The following is a 20,928-nucleotide window of genomic DNA, read 5'->3' on the forward strand; positions in this document are numbered from 1 at the left end:
CACCCCCGAAATCTGCTGCTATCTCTAGTTTTTAATTGATTTCGAAGGGTTTTATTTAACTACTTTAGGCGGAGTTACCAGTGGAGGCGCGCCTTTAAAGCGCAGTAAACGTAACGCATTGAGAGTAACGAGCACTGTTGCTCCAGCATCAGCTAGAACCGCAATCCATAGTCCAGTAATGCCGAATACGGTCGTGATCAGAAAGACGCCTTTGAGACCTAAAGCGAAAATGACGTTCTGATGAATGTTGCGCATGGTGGCACGCGAAAGTGCAATCAGATGGGCCATGTCTGTAACACGACTTTTTAATAATGCGATATCGGCCGTCTCAATGGCCACATCGGTACCACCACCCATCGCGATGCCAACATCAGCGGTTGCTAGTGCTGGCGCATCGTTAATACCATCACCCACCATCGCTATTTTGCTGTTATTCTTCATCTCGTTAAGCAAGCGCAGTTTGTCCTCAGGCAACAGCTCAGCTTCCCATTCCACGTCTAAATTACTGGCAAGTGCTTGAGCGGTTAAGCGGTTGTCGCCTGTTAGCATGACGGAGCGCACACCCATCGCTTTAAGTTGAGCCACACCTTCATGAGCGTCGTCTCGTAACTCGTCTCTTAGTGCGACCAATCCAAGCACTTCTCGACTTTGCTCATCGAAAAGAACTGAGACGGTCTTGCCCTCATTTTGCAGCGCCTCGATTTGTGCCTGTTGCTCGGCTGAAATTGATGCCTCATCTGCGGCATAAACAGGCGAACCGATAGCTAGCGCGCGCCCAGCGATAGTTGCGTGTACCGCTTTACCCGCAGTAGCAGAAGCTTTAGAAGCCACAGGTATGACAACTTTGGCGGCTTTGGCATGACTGACAATAGCTTCAGCAAGCGGGTGACTAGAACCTGTCTCCACACTGGCAAAGAGCGCCAATACCTTATCTTTACCTTGAGAACCCTGATCCTGAGAATCCTGACCTTGAACACTTGAATACTCTTGTGTAATGTCAACAACATCGGTCACGCGTGGTTTGCCTTCAGTTAAAGTGCCTGTCTTGTCAAAAGCGACTGTCTTCACTTGGCCGATGGTTTCTAAAGCACTACCGCCCTTGATCAGCAAGCCGCGGCGCGCACCGACCGCTAGACCAGAGGCGATAGCAGCTGGTGTTGAGAGCACAAGAGCACAAGGACAAGCGATCAATAATAAGGCTAGACCTCGATATAACCAAGTTGACCAATCTCCGCCCATGGTTAACGGTGGGACGATGATAATTAGGGCGGCAATAGCCATCACAGCCGGTGTATAGTAACGACTGAATTTCTCAATAAAACGGGCAGTGGGTGCTTTGGAAGCTTGCGCTTGCTCTACCAAATCAATAATGCGCGAAATAGTGTTATCGGCGGCTGTCTTTTCTACGCGCACTTGGAGCACACCATCGATGTTAATTGACCCTGCAAATACATTGTCACCCATCGTCTTGGCAACAGGAACAGACTCTCCCGTCACGGGCGAATCATCAAGGCTGGACGCACCTTGAACAATGGAACCATCAGCAGATACCCTATCTCCAGGACGCACCAGCACAAGGTCATTCACTTGTAGTGAAGTCGCTGGAACGTTACGCTGCCCACCTTGAGCATCAAGTAAAATCGCACTTTTCGGAACCAGCGATGATAAGGCTCTGATGCCAGCGCGAGCGCGATCAGCAGCGATACTCTCAAACAGTTCACCGATTGAGAACAAAAAGACAACCGCTGCGGCCTCTTCAGCTTCACCAATGATAAGTGCGCCAAGCACGGCGACGGACATCAGCGTTTCAATTGAAAAGAATGAACCTGTTTTAGCCAGTGCTAAGGCTTTGCGTGCAAATGGAAAAACGCCTACAATCACAGCGATGGCAAACACCCATATCCCATAAGCGGGGAACAGTAGTGACAGTGCATAAGCGCTGCCCATCAAAATACCGAGACCAACAACCTGTTTGCCTTTTTGAGTTTGCCACCACCGCTTATCCTGCGGAGCCATCTGATTGTCGCTGTCAATATCAATAGCCGATACAGTTTGTTGACCAGTATTGGCAGATATACCGAACCCTAGGCTTTTGATGGTTTTTTCAATATCACTAGCCTGAGTCGGCGCATCAGGGGCCAAGCTTAGCTCTAGCGTTTCTGTAGCAAAATTTAGCTCAACATCAGAAACCCCAGGCATACGTTTCAAAGCTGTTTCAATCTTGCCGATGCAACTGGCACAGTCCATACCTTCAATATGATATTTCATAATAATTTACCCTTTGAATAATGATATTATGAACCCTCTAGTGGCTTTAGAGTCAAGGTTATTTATCTACAGTTTCGTAATTTTAATTTCTCTAGCGCTAGTCTTTACAGCCACTTTAATTATTTAAATCATAGAGGTTGTTATGACAATCAAAATTGGTGAGCTCGCTAAACGCACAGGTGCCACAGTAGAAACCATTCGCTATTACGAAAAGGAGCACTTATTACCCGAGCCTTTTCGTAGCGAAGGGAATTATCGTTTATATAATGAAGAGCACATTGAGCGTCTACAATTTATCCTACATTGCCGTACGCTCGATATGGCTTTAGATGATGTGCGAATCTTACTTGAATACTGGGAGTCGCCTGACAAGGACTGCGGCGATGTGAATAACTTGCTAGATGAGCACATTCATGCTGTGGAAATACGAATGGAAGAACTGATGCACTTAAAGCATCACTTGACCGTTTTGCGCCAGAAATGTGCAAGTAGTGCACCAGCGTCATCATGTGGCATTTTAAACGCGCTTGTCGATAACTCCTGTCATGAGTAATGATATCAGTAGTGTTCATTTCTGACGGATCAAATCATGAAAGGTTAAATACGCCCTGATGTTAAGCACAAAAAAACCCAGCAATGATATTAAGATCACTACTGGGTTGGAGGAAATAACAACTATGTTGTGCTGACTTAGAAAGTCTTATTTATCATTCATAGCAAGGTGGATATTACGATCTGATGCGGATGCGTCATCCACGTATTTTGAATCGCGCCATGTCGTATAAGCATAGACACCACTGTATGGGCTGATGCTGTTCTGACGGAAATCAGAAATCCAATTTTCGCCATCAAATATTTGGATATGGCCATGCGGGCGCTTTGATGAGCGATCATAGACAATAACATCACCTACTTGGGTTGGCATATCATTACTGATTTTGCTAAAACCTGCTTTATCAAGCGTGCCACGAGTGGCGTACTGATAGGCTGAAGGATTGGGTGTAAATTCATAACCAGCTGATTGTAGTGCTTTACGTACGTAACGGGCACAATATCCAGAGCTGCCAGATAAAGCCACTTTTGAGGCGCGAGCAGCAGCGATAGCGGGGGCTGAATTGCTGTCAGGAACCTTATTGACTTGCTGCTGTTGTTTTTCAGCGTATAAGCGGCTGTTTAATGATGAAAGCTGATTCTCTTTTTGCTTGGCCTGCGCACTTAGGTTGCTAATTGCTTGACTAATTTCATCATTATTAGAAACATAAGCACCACTTTTGGTGCTATAGATGTTTTTTGATGAACCGTAGTTTGATGCCACAGAAGTATTGGTGATGGTATTATTTGTTTGAGAGATTGTGATAGCAGCACCACTCGTTTGTGCTATGCCCATACCCAGTACTGACAAAATCAATAAAGCCTGTTTCATAAATCTAATACCTACGGTTAATTCAAAATCGTCTGTTATCAACAACAGCGCAGTCAATTAAATCTCAACAACACAAGTATATATACGTCATAGTGACTGATACTTCTGCTGCATATTATTCATATAAAAAATAATTATTGGCGATCACAGCTCATTGAAGTCTTACGAAGCTGTTACAAATCAAGCTGCTGACCAAAACACAAAGCCGACTTTAGCATAGGTTGTTTAGCCTGTCATTCCCCTTAAAAACCCCAAAAATACTTTTTTGATGTCGAAAAAATTGCTAATATCCCACATTTTACAATGTAAGTTTGTGTAACATGTACAGAATATAGCTGACTAGATTGACCACAATTTCTACTGTTTTATAAGCAAAAAAACGTCTGAGGGTTAAATCTATAATTTAGATTTAACCCTCAGACGTTTTTCTATTGGATGAAGTAATTACCCTATATAGGGTCTAACTAATTATTAAGATAATATAATAATTTATAATATTAATATAGATGTTAATTCCCTACTGGCTTATGTAATATTACGTAATTGTTTCGATACATCCTGTATATTCTTGTATTAACCCTTAATTATTTATCTATTTTAAGGGTTAATAACCGATAAATCCGCTTACATTGTCATCAAAAGTTACAAATTCAAAGTTATTTTTGCTTTTAAAGTCGCAATAGCTAATGATTTTTTTGATGAAGAATCATTTTATAAGCAATAGAACAGTCTTATACCTGCCTCATTTACTTTTAACGCTAACACTATAATCAAAGTATTCTTAACTGCTAACACACTATAATTGCTGCTCTACCGATTCAATATCAGCATAAACTTGGGTCGTCCCGTCTTTATTGAGCTGCATAACCTGATAGGGCATGAATTTATTTTGATACTCCATACCTGGGCTACCAACAGGCATGCCAGGTACGGCAAGACCCATAGCTTGTACTGGCGGATTTTCTAAAAACTGCGCCATATATTTAGCGGGTACATGACCTTCAAAGACGTAACCATCAGTAGTGACTACAGTATGGCAAGAACGCATTTCATTTGGAACGCTGTAGCGCTCTTTAAATACGGCTAAGTCCGCAACATCTTGCGCGGTTGCACTTAGACCATTATCTTCTGCATGACTTATCCATTCTTTACAGCAGCCGCAATTGGCATCTTTATAGACAGTGGCTGAGACGTTTTTTAGTAGGTCTGGTTTACTTACTGATGTCATCATAGGAGTATTTATAACGTTTGGTTCAGCTGTCTTCGGAACAGTCACTACATCTTCAGTTGATGCCGATGTTGTGCTTGCATCAGATACGCCACTACTCGGTTGGCTACAAGCAAATAGTGATGAGGCGGCAAGTAATACTAACGTACTACGCAACCCCTTAGACAGATAACGATTGAATATAAGACTGGATTTTATTTTTAAGGGGGTCATAGTGCTCTCTCATGTACTGTAGATATTGTGAGCTATAGAAGGTCAAGTAACACTTCATATCGTTTGGTAATGTAGCATAATAACCCATCAAACGGAGTACGTAAATTTATCCATTGAGCAGTGCGGACTGGTATCATAAGCAGTTTTCATTTTGAAATGCTGCCTGTAGTATTAACAGGTCTATCCGAGTTTTGGATTTTGACTAAAAATTCAAAACTCATAATTTTGGATAATTTGCGATGCGCCTGTCTACTATTAATCTACAAAAGCGTTTGAGTACTCACTCAAATCAATTACCGCTATGGTTTACGCTAGTAGCAGCATGGCTTGCAGGGGCTATTTTTTTATTTGCGCTAGCGCCTCATGGGTTCTGGCCGCTAGCAATAGTGTCACCAGCGATTTTATATGCGCTGTTGGTACCAAATATGAGTGGTCGTCGCGCTTTTATTATCGGTGAAGCTTACGGTATGGGGCTATGGTGCGTCGGCGGCTTTTGGCTCTATACTGCCATCCATGATTATAGCGATACTCCAACGTGGCTCGCATTGATTATGATTGGATTGATGGGTCTCGGTATGGGACTGTTTCATGGATTTTTAGCACTAGTCTTTAACCGTATGGTAGGCAAACAACCCTTTTCATTTGCTGCTCTTTGGGTGCTACAAGAATGGTTAAAAACTTGGTTATTCACAGGCTTTCCGTGGCTATTTGTTGGTTATGCATTTACTGAAGAGTATTGGTTATCGTCCTTAGCACCCGTTGCTGGTGTTTTTGCCGTCTCTTTTGTTGCCATACTATTGGCTGCAAGTTTAGTAGAGCTACTGCTTCGACGCAGTAGTTATGCCGTCGTTTCTGTACTGTTATTAGCCATTAGCACATCATTATGGCTGGTCAATCCGCAATGGACAAAACCTAAGGGCACACCTGATCTGTCAGTGTCATTGATTCAAGGTAATATTTCACAAGATATAAAGTGGCTGACGCAATATCAAGTAGAAACGCTAAAGATTTATGCGAAGTTAACGCGCACTGAGTGGGGACGTGATGTGGTGGTGTGGCCTGAATCATCTATTCCGATGTTTCAGGATGAGGCTGCGGGCTTTATTAGTGAAATGATAGAAATGGCCAATGCGACCAATACGACATGGATAACTGGTATCCCTTATAAGGATAAAGCGGCATTCAATGCCAGTACGGATAAGTATCCCCCATTTTACAATAGCGTGATTGCTCGAGGTGTAGAAGCGGAAGGCCTATACAAGAAGCAGCGTCTAGTGCCTTTTGGAGAGTATATTCCATTTGAAGGCGTGCTCGATATTTTCCCAAGTTTGGCCGGTAGTCAGGATATTAAGAGCTATAGTCGTGGTAGTGATCAGCAGTCACCGCTAAAGGTGCGTGAACACAATATAGGGACGGCTATCTGTTATGAGGTAGCTTATCCAGATACCACGCGTAAAAATGCCATCGATACTGACTTTTTGTTGACCGTCTCTAACGATGCCTGGTTTGGCACTTCAGCAGGACCATTGCAACATTTGCAAATGGTACAAATGCGCGCGCTTGAGAACGGGCGCTGGTTTATTCGAGCGACCAATACTGGTGTTACCGCTATCATTAACCATAAAGGTCGTATTGTAAAACGCGCACCGCAGTTTGAGCGTACTGTACTACGTGGTGAGATACAGGCACGGGTTGGTAACACGCCCTTTATGCTTATGGGAAATTATCCTATCTTGATAATAATAACCCTGTTATTACTAATAAGCTATTTTGGCAAAGGTCTAACCACACTTAGAAGACGAGGGTAATAGTAAACTTAATCATAATAATTTAATCAGCGTAAGTTTTTTATTTTTTCTAGGTAACGTCCTAACGCACGTAAATATAAAAGTTTTAAACTATTGATCACATAAGAACTGATTGAAAAAATTATGTTGACATAAGGCACGCGCCTCATACTTAAAAAGAGATAGCTATATACGGTCTATCATCTTTTAGTTGATACTTTCATTTAATGCACGCGATTTTTGATTGTCATCTGCCTTAGTACCAAATTCAATAGTTGCATGTTGTATATTCTGATGCGCCAAATCTTCCTTGATGTTTTCTTTCATAGTAATAGTCTCTTCAAACGTTATATCGGTCTTCGGTACAATATGAACTGTAAGAGCATTCTCAGTGGTACTCAAAGCCCAGATATGTAAATGATGAAAGTTTTGAATAAAATTATAGCTCTCTAAGATAGCAGTGATTTTACTGAGATCAACATTTTGAGGTACTCCGTCGATAGCAAGCTTGATACTCTCTTTTAGTAGACCCCAAGTCGATAACAGTATAACGACTGAAATAATCAAGCTAACTAGAGGATCAACGATATTCCAACTTGTATAGTAAATAATAATGCCCGAGATAACGACACCTACAGAGACCAATGCATCTACCATTAGATGCAAGAAAGCACCTTTGATATTAATATCGTCTTTTTGACCTTTGTAGAATGCAAAAGCAGAAACAGTATTTATAAATACACCTATTAGAGCTGTAATAATAATAACTTTTCCTGCAACTTCCGGTATCGTATCAAATCGACCCAAGGCCTCATACGCAATACCTATAACGATTGTAACTAACAATATGGCGTTAATAAGAGACGCCATTATAGAAGCTTTTTTGTAGCCATAGGTATAAAGCGTAGTAGATGCTTTCTGTGCTAATTTCATTCCAATTAACGAGATTATTAAACTGGCAACATCACTTAAGTTGTGGCTAGCGTCTGCGATTAAAGCTAATGAATTAGTTGAATAGCCCACTATAAACTCGATGAGCGTAAATGCAGAATTTAGACCAATCCCAATATAAAAAGCTTTATTCATATTTTTAGGGTCTGGAGCTTGATGACTGTGGTTATCTGAATTACTCATAATTTACCCTTGTTTAGGTTGCTGCATTTTATTAAAGGTAGAAAATAAGTTTATTGCATATTTTCTATATTGCACAGTCAATATTGCTCTAATACCGTAGACCCACTTATTTTTATCAATAAACTGAGCCACAACTTGATTGTGTGTCCTATCTCTCCTTGGGCGAAAAAAGCGGATTTTACTGTAATCTAACTGGCTTACGTAAGCTTCTTGTTCTCATGTTCAAGCTCTTTAGTATGTGTAGCTTAGTCTTGAGTGTTGGTTAGTATAGTTTCATTAGTGTGCTTTTTATGACATGACCACATAAAGGTGTAATCGTTTAATGCTTCAATCAGCATACGAACGGCGCGTTCTTTAATCTCAGGAGTGTAGGTTTGTCTTTTCATTATCGTATTCTCTCAGAAAGATGATTTACCGCTTCTTAACAGCGCGTGTAAAACCTTGCATCTGACGACTAAGCCGGTCTTCATAGTAAACTATCCCAGTATTGTCAGAAACTTAACGTCTTGTGAGGATGTACTAAGTGCTAACTTCAAAATGGTTGAAATACCTACGCTAAATGACGACAAAAAAAGCCTAAGCAATCTAATGAAAAAGTAGATAATAAAAACCCAATCTACATGACAAACAAAAAAATGCCTCTGGGAGTTGACTCCTAGAGGCATTTAGTTTTTAATGTAATTAACGGTTACAGTGTGCGTCAACACCCTGTAACGAACAAATAAGCACACAGACTGCGTTATTTGAACAGCATTAAATGCCCGTTTAGGGTCATTTTATCCAAAATCTGCTTTCATATCAACTCTATTTGCTATACATTTTAAAAACTGCTTGTTCGCTCGTTACATCCTCGTGCTGCTCTCTCTGTACCCGTTACCCGTCAAATGGGTGGCAGGCCTCGGTGACGACTGCGTTTGACATAAGGGTGAGCTCCCTACAGGGGTTACTAGACAAAGGATCAGAGCAACGCAATGAGTGGTTACTTGTGCATATCGTAGCGGTATATTGGGCGAACGCCCTTGCTAGCGTATGACAGCACAGTAGCGGTTATGAGCGTGTCTAGGCGGTGCTATCAGCCGTAATCATAACAGCCGTAGCTTGATACAGTGATACGGTCTTGATGACGCGATGGGCGATGAAGTCGGCATGACTAATCACATCAAATCCAAGGAATGCACTAAAGTGTTTGTGAGTATTTTTTTACTCATAAACGCTTTAGGGTGAGTGTTCCTTGAAATCTGCTCAAGGCTCCAAAATCAGCATAAATTTACTTAGGCTAATTTAAGTAGTATATAGCCCACTAGGCTATATACTATAAGAGTCTAGAGAAAAATTTAGAATATTTATTATACAACTATCATTTATTCAGTGAGTCAATATTGTCATGGCTGATTCATAAGTTTAGTGTGGATAGAATGAGATCTATGCCTTGGGTAAAGTCTCTCCTAAAATCATAACTGTTCTTTATCATGGAACCTTGAATACTTTTATCTAATCAGCATCCAAAGCACTATCTTTGTTTTGAATAAGTATGAGATCATCTTGAGCTCTCTTGAGTTTATTTTGTAACGCAGTCATTTGTTCCTGCTCTGATAGGTAGCTGGTTGATAGCTCACTATATTGCTTACCCAATACGCTATGCTCGGCTTCAAGCTTAGCCTGAGTTTGAGTCAGCTGATTATTAAGTCCTGATAGCTTGTCACGTTCAGCGGTGACTGCCTTTAACTCTCCTTTGATCTCTGCGGTAGCCGTTTGTATATTATTGCGCTCAGTGGTGACTGCCTTTAGCTCTGACTTAGTATTTTTAAGTTCAATCTTTAAACGTGCAATCTCTGCCTTATCACTATCAGCTGTGGCTTTAAGCGTGGCTACCTCACCAAGACTGCTAGTCAGCTCTATAGATTGCTTATCTAATGCATTACTCACCTCTGCAAGCTGTGATTGAGCGGTCTTAGCCTTAGTGCGTTCAAGCTCTAATTCATGCCTAGTATCTAATAGCGTCTGTTTGGTAGCGTCATGGTCAGCTGTGGCTTGCTGTGCGCTTTTAGTTGCTGTTTCCGCAGTGCCGGTCACCTCGTCCAGTTGCTGTAGTAAATCCGCTTGTTCCCCCTCCAAGGTCTTAACCGCTTCTTGCGCTTCGTCCATCTCTGCTTGTGCCTTGATCTTAACCACCTCTAAAGCTTCACGCTCTTTAGACAATCTATCATTAGCCATATCAATAGCCGTCTGCCACATATCAGCCCCAAGCGTGTGCAAGCGTTCTGTGATACCACTAGGTAAGTCTACTTGCTGTAGCTCTTGCTCTTCTTGCTGTTCTCGCTTCCAGCTTTGCATAGCATCACTGATAGTCGTGAATGAGCCACCGCCTAGCGCCTTACGCACCTCTGCCAGTGTCGGCTTAACCCCTTGCTCTTGTAATTGGTCTGCTGCTGCATGAATATCTTGTATCGTGAGTGCCATGATTTTGTATTCCTTAATAGTATATTGTAGTATGTTGTATATAATATACTACAATATACAACATACTACAATATAGAATGTAAAAAAACCCCAAGTAATCTTGAGGTCATGTGCTTGTTACTTAAGGCCTAGTGATCGGATAGGTATTCTTCTAGGGCATCGTTGATCATGTCTAGATAGTTACCGCCTGTTTGCTTAGCTCTGTCCTTGAATTTGGCAAGGATACTTGGGCTGATGACACTGGTTTCCGTAGACAACGCTTGAGATTTGATACTGCCACGGATCGCGCCTGACCAATCGGTGACTTCTAGAATGTCCGATAAATCAATGTGGTCATCGCTAAGCGTGGCTAGAAGCTCTAAATCTGATTGCTGCTTAGCAGTTAGCGGCGGTAATTCGTCTATGTGATAGCTAACCTTGCTCATAATACTTCCTACTATGATATGCCTTGCATAAGAGACCGCATGAGCTCACTATCATCGACTCCCTTTGATGTGTGCGTCACCAGTGAGGTTAAAGCGCTGCTTACTTGGCTCTTTTGAGCATATTTTTTATATGTAGCGTTTCATCAAAGTCGGTTAATTTTTTTAAGTAGCGCACATACTCTGCGTAGTATTCCGGTTTTGCCATACGCGCCTCGATCTCTTTTTGTGTCTCAACCGGCGTTTTAATCGATTGAGGAAAATTACTAACTACCTCATGCTTGTCTTTAAGTTTCCAACCATATTTTTTAATCTCAGCTGGACTAAACACTTTGACAATATCTTCAAGGCTTGTACTGCTGGTGTCCCGAATACAAAACACGATTTCGCTGATTTCTCGGCCGATTTTGTTTTCTGTATAGCTAACCTTCAGCGGTGTGTGCTTCTCAACCTCTGCTATGGCTTTATCTAAGACCTTAGTTTTAAAGTCTGTGATTTTTTCATACTTGTCTGTGCAGTTGAATTTTTGGCGCAGATACGCAACTGAGTACGCTTTTTTACCACTCTGCAAGTGTAAACAGCTACTGACAAGCTCGAACATTAAAATACCGTAAGAGCCCAGCTCCACGATATAGCGCCTCTCATACTTCGTGAACGTATTTGACTTATCAAATACAGTTAACATCTCAGTCACTGTATCTGTCAACGTCACCGCTATTCGCCCTTGACCCTTTAGATACTCACACTCAGCAACCCAACTGCTACCTTTTCTATTGACGACCTCATCTGCTTTGAAATCATAAAACCAAAACGCTTTTTGTAGCAAACTATCCGATAACTCACTTAGCAGCTGGTATGTACCATCTTTTTCGAGCCCATATTCTTTGGCAAACTCTGAAGCTGTCAACATAAACGTCCGCTGATTAGCATTTTTATCAACGGCAGCTCGAACCTTTGGCGATAAAAGCATGATCAGTCGTCTCTCGTTATGCGTCAAATCTGTAATCGCGTTTAATAATCTGTTTTGTAGCACAATCCAATTCGGTCCATAAACCCAGTTGCTATCGTCTTTTTTATCGGATGTTGTACTACTGGCATCTGAGCTTGCATTTTGAGGGGATTGTATAGGCTTTTGAATCTCTTCTTCAAAAGGCAATACCTCAAAATCAAAGTCAATAGGAATGGGCTCAATAATCTCAATAGAGGCGTTGAAATCATTTCTTGTGTATCTAATATGATTGATTAAAGCCTCACGCTCCTCTGGTGTCAGCGGTTTTTCAACGCGTACCCTGATTGTATGGCCAAAGTCTTGCCTAAGCTTGTCTTGAAAACCCTGCATTTCTTCAGGTGTCATATCCTAACCTATTTGTTTGGTTTTAACTAATATAACATATATGACGAAAAATTTTATAATTTTTCGTCATATACAAGGTATTTGTCTACCTAAAACAAGCTAAATGTCTACCTATACACTAAAACAACAAGGTATTTGTCTACCTATAACAAGGTTAACGTCGTCATTTAAATAAAAAAAATCCCCTGTAATACTTATAAATGAAGCGCTACAGAGGATTGGCGAAAAACGTATAAATCTGTTAAATCTGTATATATAAATTCAAAATAATATACGTGTATTTTTAGGTAAGAATAAAACAGCAACTATTTTATTCTGTGGTAACGTGATCAGAGGTATAGTCACCATTAGCAATTATATGGCGTCGTATGACCGCATAAGGTTTGTTGTCGAATGTTTAGGTCGAAGTACTAACCAATATATTTAGACGTCTCTACAGAGCTTTCTCGTTCGTTTTAGGACACATAGCCAGAATGGAAAATAAAAAAGTGCCTGATTCTTAGGATCAAGCACTTTTGTGAACTAACACTGTTTACTTAATAATGATATCGGCACTGAACGATGATAATGGCATCATCTTGAACCTCATAAACCAGTCTATGCTCTTGATCAATGCGACGCGACCAATAGCCTGCCAGATCGTGTTTGAGTGGTTCAGGTTTACCAATACCCTCAAATGGATCACGTTTGATGGCTTTAATCAGCTTACTTATTTGCTTGACCTTCTCTTTGCTGGTTTTTTGCCAGTATTCGTAGTCCTCCCACGCATCCTGTGTCCAAGATAAGATCAAGCGTCCACCTCATCATCACAAGTCAATAATGCGTCATCCGTATTGATGTCACTGTCACGCTCGATTAAACGACCCGCCTTAGCATCGGCTATAGAGCGTCTGAGGCGCTTGGCATTAGTGGGGCTTTTTAGCAGATGAAGCGTTTCCTCATATGAATTAAACTCTTCTAAGCTCATGAGTACCGCAGGTTTGGCATTTTGTCTAGTAATCACGATCGGCGATTTGTCGGTATCTACCTTATCGATATATTTGGCTAGGCCCTTTCTAAAATCAGTGTAGTTCACAACATCCATAACGATTACTCCGTGTTTGGTCATATTTATTTGTATGACTGATATTATATACCATAGCTGTACTTATATCTGTACTTATATCTGTACAGTTATTTTTATACTGATTTATTTGTGGCGCTGGCCGCTCAATTCGTAATCACCAGCAGAAGTTTTTGGCGGCGTATTAAGATTAGAGGGTTTTTGATAATCAAAGGATAACGGTACGGTATTGGTTTGCGCCACTTGAGTTAAGAACAATTTGATTGCTTGAGACGGCGTTAATCCATAGCTTTCAAGCACGGCAAAGGCGCTATCTTTGAGCTCTTGATCGAGCCTAATATTATAATTGGTTGTCGTCATGGCATTACAAATGGCTTATATATGTACGTACAATATAAACCATTTGTAATGCCAAAAATACTAAGCATGATTTTTTTATATTATGATTTTTGCTTAGGAAACGTATAGCCCACTGCCAGTAAGTGCTTTTTGTGGGTCTTTAAAAAAGCCTCATCTCCTAATTGAGTGTGCAGCCAACTGATCACCTCTTGAGTGCTTTTACCTGACGGGGCGTAGCTGCCAAACGGTGCATAGTTGGCCAACAAAGGAGCAAAACGATCAATTTGTTTAACGGTTAGAGGTGGAATATCTCTATCTTCATTATTCTGATTTGAATCCTCCAGCCCTTTTCTCTTAGTTGGCTTGGCCTCGACTGTGAATTTTAGTCCCATGACGGTACGACCGCGTTTGACGTTCTCATAACTAATATTAATCTCAGTTTTTTCGTTAATTTCTTTAATGGCGGGTTCTAATACCCGAGATTTCAAGTTGTTGATGCGATCATAAGATTTTGGTAACCTTAACTCTAGCCTATAGTCCTCTAGTGTTATTTGAAAAATTTTCATTCCTTCATATTTTTTGGCTAAATGATATAGATCAATGGAATACTCTCCCTTTAGCTTAAGCACCTCTTCTTTTTTGTATTTGGTGAAAGGATTATTGTCGTCAAACTTCTTAAACATGAACAGTACTTCATTAGGAAAACATATTGAAGTATATCCATCATCGTATATCGCCCTAATCACCCAATTGACGCCTACTCTTTTCCCTCGTTCATTTTTATAAAAAAAGGAACGGTTTAATAATTTCTTACTTGCTACCTCAAGTTGTTTATATGCTGAACTGACTTTAAGATCACACTCACGAGCAAACTGCTCAACTGTAATGTCTATAGCATCTTTTTCAGTGGCGTCAATGACTCTAGCAGTTGAACTCGCGAGAATTATCAATCGTTTCTCGTCTAATGTCATTTTGTGAAAACATTGCTCGATTTTGTTTCGCATAACTACCAAAGTTTCAGGATATTTCTTCTCATATGTATCAACCAAATCGCTCATAGGACCCCATTATGCTACAAAAAATATATTGTAGCATAATCTATGATGATTGTAGAGTCAACCTCGACGTTTATAGCTTTACAAAGTCTATATCCCTTTAATATCAAAGCCTGTGAAAGTCCTAAAAGTCTTTAAAAGTAAAAAATATATTTTTGTTTTAAATAATAAGAAAAAAAGCAAAAGAATCGACGGATTTGAGATGAGAATATGAGTTACCTATCATTTATGAGACTGATTAGTAACTTATTACGTTGTTGTCAGTCTGATTAACATCAATCCTTATCCTCATAATTTGGATCAAGCTTGGATCTTTGAATATCTTCATCTGTCATTCTGGACAACCCTGTTTTCACATTCTCAATATCAGTCTCATTTTTTGTAGATAGTTTGTCTTCATTTTCAGTAGCCATTATCGACACATCTGTAAACACTTATCAAACCGTTGCTAAAAAGCCTAGAAACCACTCTTATATACGTTTTACGCTCTGTCCGATACGATGGTAGCTAAAGCTATTCTAAAACGCTTAAAACAGCCGATAACCGTCTCCTAACCTTTCGCTAATTAGTAGACGATCCAGCTGTACCTTCAATTAGGCGATTTCGAGTAGCTACTGTGATGATGAATAAATATCAAGCAATGAACCGTGGTCACTGTCCTGACTGTTTTTAGGTGGTGTAAAGCTGCTTGGTACCACCTCAGCTTTACTTTGTATTTTATTGGCAATTGCTTTCAAAAATTCACGGTGCTTTTTCAAACGAGCATATTTTTCATTATCGTGTGCGTCTAAAAAAATAGCTTGCAGTTCATGATTATCATCATCGTCTAATGCGTTGGCCAACCACTCCCCCAATATTTTATGTGCTTCAAGCCTGTCCTGATCAATCTCTTTTTTAAGAGCCTGTAATTGCTTAATCTTATTTGCGAATAAATCATCTGATATTACTGACATTACCTCATCCTTTTTTTAGCCAACTATGATAGAGTTGATCCTAGCAGTACATACATAGGTATGCAAGGTAGTAAAATACACAAGACCACATCGTTTCGTGGGCGCAGTAGTATTTTAACCCTCTGTTAAGAGCGAACTTAGGAGTTTATGTAAAAAAGACCCACAAGGGGTACTATTTTTTACATAAACTCCGTCGTTCGGCAGGGGGCGAACCCCCTACAACCCCCAAAAAAACATTTTTCAATTCCGGGTTTTTTGCTATGAATAATAAAGGGTTTCATCTGGCGGTTAGCGCCGTTAGTAAGGCGAAAAATCATAACGTGGTGGCAAAGTCGGCTTATAATTCTGGCTCAAAACTGGTTGATGAGCAGTCAGGAGTCGTCCACGATTACACCAGTAAAGCTAAAGACAAAATCTTAAATTTAGTGGACAGTAATGGTACTAAATACACGCAAGTTATTGAGAAAAATGTGATGCATACGGCGTTGATAACGCCAACTCTTGCTGGGGATCTAGCAGTGACACGTGAGGGTTTTTGGAATGATATCGAACGCATTGAGACTCGTAAAAACGCGCAATTGGGTACTGAGATTGACGTGATGTTTCCTGATGGGATCACCGCGGATCAGCGTATAGTTCTGGCCGAGCGCTACGCTCAAACCTTATCTGATCGCTATAACGTGCTTGTCGATGTGGCCATTCATCGGCCCCACAGTCACGAGAAACATGTGGGGGAGGTTGAAGTGGTTGAGCTGACCAGTCGTAACTTTCATGCCCATATTTTACTCTCAAGCCGTGAGATAGTAGCGGATGTTGAGGGTTATGCTTTATCAGCACGCAAGAATTGGTTGCAGTGGTCAACGGAGGAGCGGTTATCTAAGGGGTTAAACGGACGCGGCGATGAGCTTAAATATCAACGCACCCTTTGGGCGGATATGGCCAATGAGCTACTGCCTAAGAATAAAACCATTAGTGAGAAATCCTACCGTGAGCTGGGCATCAATCGTTTGCCAAAAATGAAACTGGGTAAATCACTATATAAGGATATTCTCAAAGGCAATCGTTCAGTGATTCACGAATACAACGAGACGATTGATGAGATCAATGCTTACATTGAAAAAAATGGTTTAGTAATTGAGTACGACGACAAGGGACGTATTGACCTAGAAAGCAATGAACAAGAGGTTAACGGCGTCACAATACATTATAAAAAGCGTAAACCCTTTGCGCGAATTGAGCTCAGTAATATCCGATTTGTAGATCCTGCCGTTGAACTTGAACCCGCTATCCCTAAAAGTAACAGTCAGACGCATAGTGATGCGGCCAATGATCACGCACTTGATGAGCTTTTAGCAATTTCAGCCGACTTTGTGAGTCAAAAAAAGATGGTACGCAGCGCCTTATTTTCAACCATTGATGCGCTGCATGAAGAGTTAGCGCACCAGTCTAAACAGATTATTACCATTGATAAAAACATTAAGAGTACCCAGCGGTTCACCGAGGAGGTGGGACAGGATTTTAGTGACCCCCGCCAAAAAATGATTGAGCTTGCCAGGCAGATAAGCACAAAAGAGCAAAGTGAGGCACTAAAGGCGGCTTTAGCGTTGGTTGAGGAGTTTAGACAAGATGATACCCTACAAACAGGCCGCGCTGTTAGCCGTCTTGAAGAGCAGCTGTCACAGATTGATAAAACGGTGCTGAACAATAAAACGGTTTTAAAAAAGCTGATCCCGCTTAATAATGAAGTCATTGCTGACTACAAAGGGTTGAAGGCCACGCTAAAACCCTTTGCCGCAAAGCTGAATAAACTGGCGACTGGCTTTAAAGCTCTTGATGAGATTGATATTGAAAAATCCGACTTATCCTTACAGTGGGATCAAGCGTTTGCGGATCTACAAGATATAGACGTCACCAATAACATGGATACTTATCATAAGTTTGCTGCATTTGCAGATCTGGACGTTGAGCGCTTTAAATATCTTCAAAAAGAACGTAAGGCGCTCAGTACGTTAAAAGCGGTAGAGATAGACGCGGATGCTGACACTCGTTTGACGGCATTGGCCGCTGATGTTAAAGCGTTTAAGACCACCAATAATGAAGACATCAAACAGTTAAAGCAGCAAATTAATACCAGTAAAAAGACTTATCAGCGCTTATCACCGTTTTATGAGCAGCGTATCGCCTTACTGGATCAAAGTGAGGCGGTGATCGTGCAAGATGATGATTTATACGATGAAATCATAAGTACCAAGACTACTCAGTTGAATGCAGATCGGCTTGAGGACTGGCGCAGCCGTACTATGGCGCTGCAATATCAGCTCAACAAAGCGCATGAGCAAGCAAAGCTTAAGAAAGAGGCTGAGCGCGCACGAGAGGAGGCTTTGATCAGGCGGCGAGAAACCTTACAACAGAGGCGGCAGCAGGCATCTCTTAAGCGTCAGCGAATCAATGAGACCAAAGCATATCGAGATCGATTTGACAATTTAGTGGTACGGGTGCGTAACCGCGTTAATACCCTTGATTTTAAGGCCGTTGATGCACCGATCGAAGCGATCAACGCGGCTGAGGCGGTTGCCGCACAAGCATTTATATTCACTACTCTAAAACACACTGACAGCTTTACGACACTACAAAAAAGTTTACGAGACACCGATGCTAAAAAAATTGCAACGCAGGTGCAGAAGGCAGCAACGACGCTATGGCAACAGCTTGAGCGCTTGCCTGACAATCAAGATAAGGTCGAGGTGTTAACGAAAATCAATGAGCGCTTTGAGCACGTTCCTGCTATCACCATAGATGGGGCAACGCTCACACAAACTGTGACAGATCACCTGCAAAAAACGAAGAACGCCATCCAAGCGCATGAACAAGCACAAACACGCCGCTATTCCTCACCACGCCCATTTTAGGCGGCATTATAATAATGAGTACCCCATGAATAAAGACAATAGCAATGAGCAAGACATACACGATCAACTTGTTAACCTAGTGACTTCATTGACTCCGGTCATTGGGGCCTTGCGTGAGCTGATTAAGCGAGCCGATGATGCGGTAGCGAGGCGGCTTGAGCGTTCGCTTAGCGGTATTGATAGCAAGGTGAGTGAGGTGTCTTCTGCCATTGAGGAATTAGGTAGTAGCGCAAGCACAACTTCGCAGGCATTGAGTCAGTATCAAGAACTCGTGTTAAAGCAGCTTCAAGCAGCAGTGACGGCTTTCACTGACAATGAGATGCCGCGTCGTTATGATGACAAAATAGCGGGCATCATCACCGATATGAAGCAGCAGATTGATACGGCTGTAGAGTCGGTCGTCACTGCTAAAAACGATAGCATAGAGGTACAAATCAGTACCATGCAAGGAGTTGCTGATAAACTTAGCGCAAGCGCTGACAATCTAGCCCTATTCACCAATCAGTACCAAGCTGGTCATAAGCAGATTATTGAAGATATTGAGACCTTTGAGGCTACTACCAAAACGCGGATTGAGCAGGTCGAGGCTAGAGCTAGTAAAGACTTGGACAAAATTCATAAGTCCATTGAGACTATGAGTATTAAAAGGATTGCAGCCGCTGTCGCAGCGGGTACGATGGCTGTGATAATAAGTTTGGTGGCCCTGGTATTTTGGTATGTGCCAAGCTTTGATGAGATTGCAGAGATGAAATACCAGCAAGCAGAGCTACAGCGCGGCATCGATGAGCTTGAAACGGGGTGGAAGCAGGCATTTGATGACGCTCAAAGTCAGCAGATTATTCTGGCTTGTGATGTTAATGAAGCGCAGCCTGATGCAATCAGCTGGTGCGTTAGAGCAGACAGTAAGAGTGTTTTGAGAGATGAAAGAGGCTTTGTTTATTATAAAATAGCTGGGGTGCCGCGTGCAAAGCCGACTGAGTAAAGGCGTATGGTAATAGTGAGCTATATTGCCCAAAATTGCGTCTTCTAAAACATATAAGACTGAAAAAAGGCTTGTTTGATTGTCGTTATCTTTGTCTATATTAAAAAGCCAGATAATGACACTTTATCTGGCTTTAAGGGTTATTGTTTCTTGTTAAACAAGTTGTCTGTAAATATAAGCTAAAGCCATTACGCTGCTTGGTCAGTGTGAGCTGTGACCAACTCTATAAAAGCAGTTTCAAGGGTGCTTAACGCATGATCGTCAACGATAAGACCGTCATCTAGCTGTCGTTGCACCCAGACATAGACTGCTTCGTCATTATGAAGAATAGAGTCAACGCTAAGTAATGATGCTAACTGTGTTCCTTGTTGTATTTGTAGACTTGATAACAGTTGATAGGCTAAAGACTTAGCGTTGTTACTAAACCATGTGCAGCTGTTGAGCCGCGATAGATTGTTATTCATTAGTATTCTCCTGCAGATTATTATATGTTAATAATGGATAAAATGACTTACTACAGGTCAAATTATACCTATATTTTAATCTATTACAAGAGAAAATAACCTTCTATAGGTCTTTTTGTCTGTTTGAAGACAATCACAGCTCATGACAACGTTATTTATGCTGGTGATTCACTGCTGTCCTCATTTATGATTTCGTATAAATCACCAACATTAATTCTAAAATAAGTACATAAAGACTCGATGACATCTAGATCAACGCGGGTGGCTTCTTCATGATACATGCGAGTAATGGTGCCACGATTGATGCCAGTATCCCTTGCGACATCGGCAATTTTAAGGCGTCTTTCGCCCATGATGGTCGATAAGTGACACTTCACCATAGTGGTTTCCTCATTAACGATTAGTGGTTTTGATTGGTGAGCGGATTATAACGAATATGAGTGGCTAACGTATTCCTTTTAGTAGCTCAAATTGATATTCAATAGCGGTAATTTACTAGTAGTAGGCAGTTTATTATGCTGTCTTTAATGCAGAACGTCTATCATAATGGATAGACGCTAGTTAGAAAAGACGATGCTATTTTGACTATGAAGTATTGCTATTAGTAGTGATGTGACGTACATTTTTAGTTATACTTATATACTTATATACTTATATACTTATATACTTATATACTTATATACTTATATACTTATATACTTATATACTTATATACTTATATACTTACCCCACTCTCAACTTGAAATAAGCAAATCAAACTGAAGAGGCGGGTTACCAAGTTTTTTGTTGAGTACAAAGCACAGATTATGCGACAGAATTTTACGAATCAATCGATGAGACAAATGCCATAAATCTCTTGCTCGCACTCTTTGTA

Annotated in this window: 19 protein-coding genes and 1 pseudogene; 4 read left to right on the forward strand and 16 right to left on the reverse strand. The window is 41.1% G+C overall.

Annotated elements, in window-relative coordinates; all coding sequences use genetic code 11:
- Positions 1-51: 51 nt before the first annotated feature.
- On the reverse strand, positions 52-2,268 hold the full coding sequence (locus JFC05_RS11035) for a heavy metal translocating P-type ATPase (protein ID WP_011513680.1): 2,217 nt from the start codon (positions 2,266-2,268) through the stop codon (positions 52-54).
- A gap of 142 nt (positions 2,269-2,410) precedes the next feature.
- On the opposite strand from JFC05_RS11035, the gene cadR reads away from it, so the two are divergent.
- A complete protein-coding gene (cadR, locus tag JFC05_RS11040) occupies positions 2,411-2,821 on the forward strand; it encodes a Cd(II)/Pb(II)-responsive transcriptional regulator (protein WP_025643920.1) in 411 nt (136 codons plus the stop codon).
- Positions 2,822-2,968: 147 nt separating this feature from the next.
- On the opposite strand, the gene JFC05_RS11045 is transcribed toward cadR, so the two are convergent.
- Together JFC05_RS11045 and JFC05_RS11050 are read right to left on the reverse strand one after the other, a co-directional pair.
- Positions 2,969-3,691 carry a CHAP domain-containing protein gene (locus JFC05_RS11045; protein ID WP_198336923.1) on the reverse strand — a complete coding sequence of 241 codons (723 nt, stop codon included), beginning with the start codon at positions 3,689-3,691 and terminating at the stop codon, positions 2,969-2,971.
- Positions 3,692-4,487: 796 nt separating this feature from the next.
- Positions 4,488-5,132: a DUF411 domain-containing protein gene (locus JFC05_RS11050; RefSeq protein ID WP_082787298.1), complete on the reverse strand. Its 645-nt coding sequence runs from the start codon at positions 5,130-5,132 to the stop codon at positions 4,488-4,490.
- Positions 5,133-5,371: 239 nt separating this feature from the next.
- On the opposite strand from JFC05_RS11050, the gene lnt reads away from it, so the two are divergent.
- Complete coding sequence (lnt, locus tag JFC05_RS11055) at positions 5,372-6,940, forward strand: apolipoprotein N-acyltransferase (protein ID WP_068039556.1); 1,569 nt, start codon at positions 5,372-5,374, stop codon at positions 6,938-6,940.
- A gap of 186 nt (positions 6,941-7,126) precedes the next feature.
- On the opposite strand, the gene JFC05_RS11060 is transcribed toward lnt, so the two are convergent.
- From JFC05_RS11060 to JFC05_RS11105, 10 genes are all read right to left on the reverse strand, one after another.
- Positions 7,127-8,053: a cation diffusion facilitator family transporter gene (locus JFC05_RS11060; protein WP_058025953.1), complete on the reverse strand. Its 927-nt coding sequence runs from the start codon at positions 8,051-8,053 to the stop codon at positions 7,127-7,129.
- 1,491 nt (positions 8,054-9,544) lie between these two features.
- Positions 9,545-10,513: a DNA-binding protein gene (locus JFC05_RS11065; protein WP_198336913.1), complete on the reverse strand. Its 969-nt coding sequence runs from the start codon at positions 10,511-10,513 to the stop codon at positions 9,545-9,547.
- A 128-nt stretch (positions 10,514-10,641) separates the two neighbouring features.
- Positions 10,642-10,938, reverse strand: coding sequence for a hypothetical protein (locus JFC05_RS11070; protein WP_198336914.1), 297 nt, complete (start codon positions 10,936-10,938; stop codon positions 10,642-10,644).
- Positions 10,939-11,038: 100 nt separating this feature from the next.
- On the reverse strand, positions 11,039-12,289 hold the full coding sequence (locus tag JFC05_RS11075; RefSeq protein ID WP_198336915.1) for a replication initiation protein: 1,251 nt from the start codon (positions 12,287-12,289) through the stop codon (positions 11,039-11,041).
- 536 nt (positions 12,290-12,825) lie between these two features.
- Positions 12,826-13,080: a Txe/YoeB family addiction module toxin gene (locus JFC05_RS11080; RefSeq protein ID WP_025652646.1), complete on the reverse strand. Its 255-nt coding sequence runs from the start codon at positions 13,078-13,080 to the stop codon at positions 12,826-12,828.
- Positions 13,077-13,373 (reverse strand): type II toxin-antitoxin system Phd/YefM family antitoxin, encoded by a 297-nt coding sequence (locus tag JFC05_RS11085; RefSeq protein ID WP_165596705.1) that lies wholly within the window; start codon positions 13,371-13,373, stop codon positions 13,077-13,079. Before JFC05_RS11085 ends, JFC05_RS11080 begins: the two co-directional genes overlap by 4 nt.
- A 105-nt stretch (positions 13,374-13,478) precedes the next feature.
- Positions 13,479-13,712 (reverse strand): type II toxin-antitoxin system RelB/DinJ family antitoxin, encoded by a 234-nt coding sequence (locus JFC05_RS11090; protein WP_198336916.1) that lies wholly within the window; start codon positions 13,710-13,712, stop codon positions 13,479-13,481.
- 80 nt (positions 13,713-13,792) lie between these two features.
- A complete protein-coding gene (locus JFC05_RS11095; RefSeq protein WP_198336917.1) occupies positions 13,793-14,749 on the reverse strand; it encodes a replication initiation protein in 957 nt (318 codons plus the stop codon).
- 272 nt (positions 14,750-15,021) lie between these two features.
- A complete protein-coding gene (locus tag JFC05_RS11100; RefSeq protein WP_198336918.1) occupies positions 15,022-15,159 on the reverse strand; it encodes a hypothetical protein in 138 nt (45 codons plus the stop codon).
- Between the two features lie 198 nt (positions 15,160-15,357).
- Complete coding sequence (locus JFC05_RS11105) at positions 15,358-15,699, reverse strand: hypothetical protein (protein WP_025652650.1); 342 nt, start codon at positions 15,697-15,699, stop codon at positions 15,358-15,360.
- Positions 15,700-15,959: 260 nt separating this feature from the next.
- Between JFC05_RS11105 and JFC05_RS11110 the strand changes: the two genes are divergently transcribed.
- A complete protein-coding gene (locus JFC05_RS11110) occupies positions 15,960-18,608 on the forward strand; it encodes a MobA/MobL family protein (protein WP_198336919.1) in 2,649 nt (882 codons plus the stop codon).
- Between the two features lie 25 nt (positions 18,609-18,633).
- Positions 18,634-19,590, forward strand: a complete 957-nt coding sequence (locus tag JFC05_RS11115) for a hypothetical protein (RefSeq protein WP_198336920.1) — start codon at positions 18,634-18,636, stop codon at positions 19,588-19,590.
- Between the two features lie 188 nt (positions 19,591-19,778).
- Here the strand turns inward: JFC05_RS11115 and JFC05_RS11120 are convergent, their stop codons facing one another.
- The 3 genes and pseudogenes from JFC05_RS11120 to JFC05_RS11130 form a co-directional block, all read right to left on the reverse strand.
- Entirely contained in the window at positions 19,779-20,054 is a 276-nt protein-coding gene (locus tag JFC05_RS11120; protein WP_198336921.1) for a hypothetical protein, read from the reverse strand.
- Between the two features lie 155 nt (positions 20,055-20,209).
- Positions 20,210-20,434: a helix-turn-helix domain-containing protein gene (locus JFC05_RS11125; RefSeq protein WP_198336922.1), complete on the reverse strand. Its 225-nt coding sequence runs from the start codon at positions 20,432-20,434 to the stop codon at positions 20,210-20,212.
- A gap of 354 nt (positions 20,435-20,788) precedes the next feature.
- Positions 20,789-20,928: pseudogene (locus JFC05_RS11130) on the reverse strand (IS982 family transposase); the annotation flags it as partial.

The sequence above is a fragment of the Psychrobacter celer genome (genome assembly GCF_016107555.1).
In the GTDB taxonomy this organism is placed as follows: domain Bacteria; phylum Pseudomonadota; class Gammaproteobacteria; order Pseudomonadales; family Moraxellaceae; genus Psychrobacter; species Psychrobacter celer.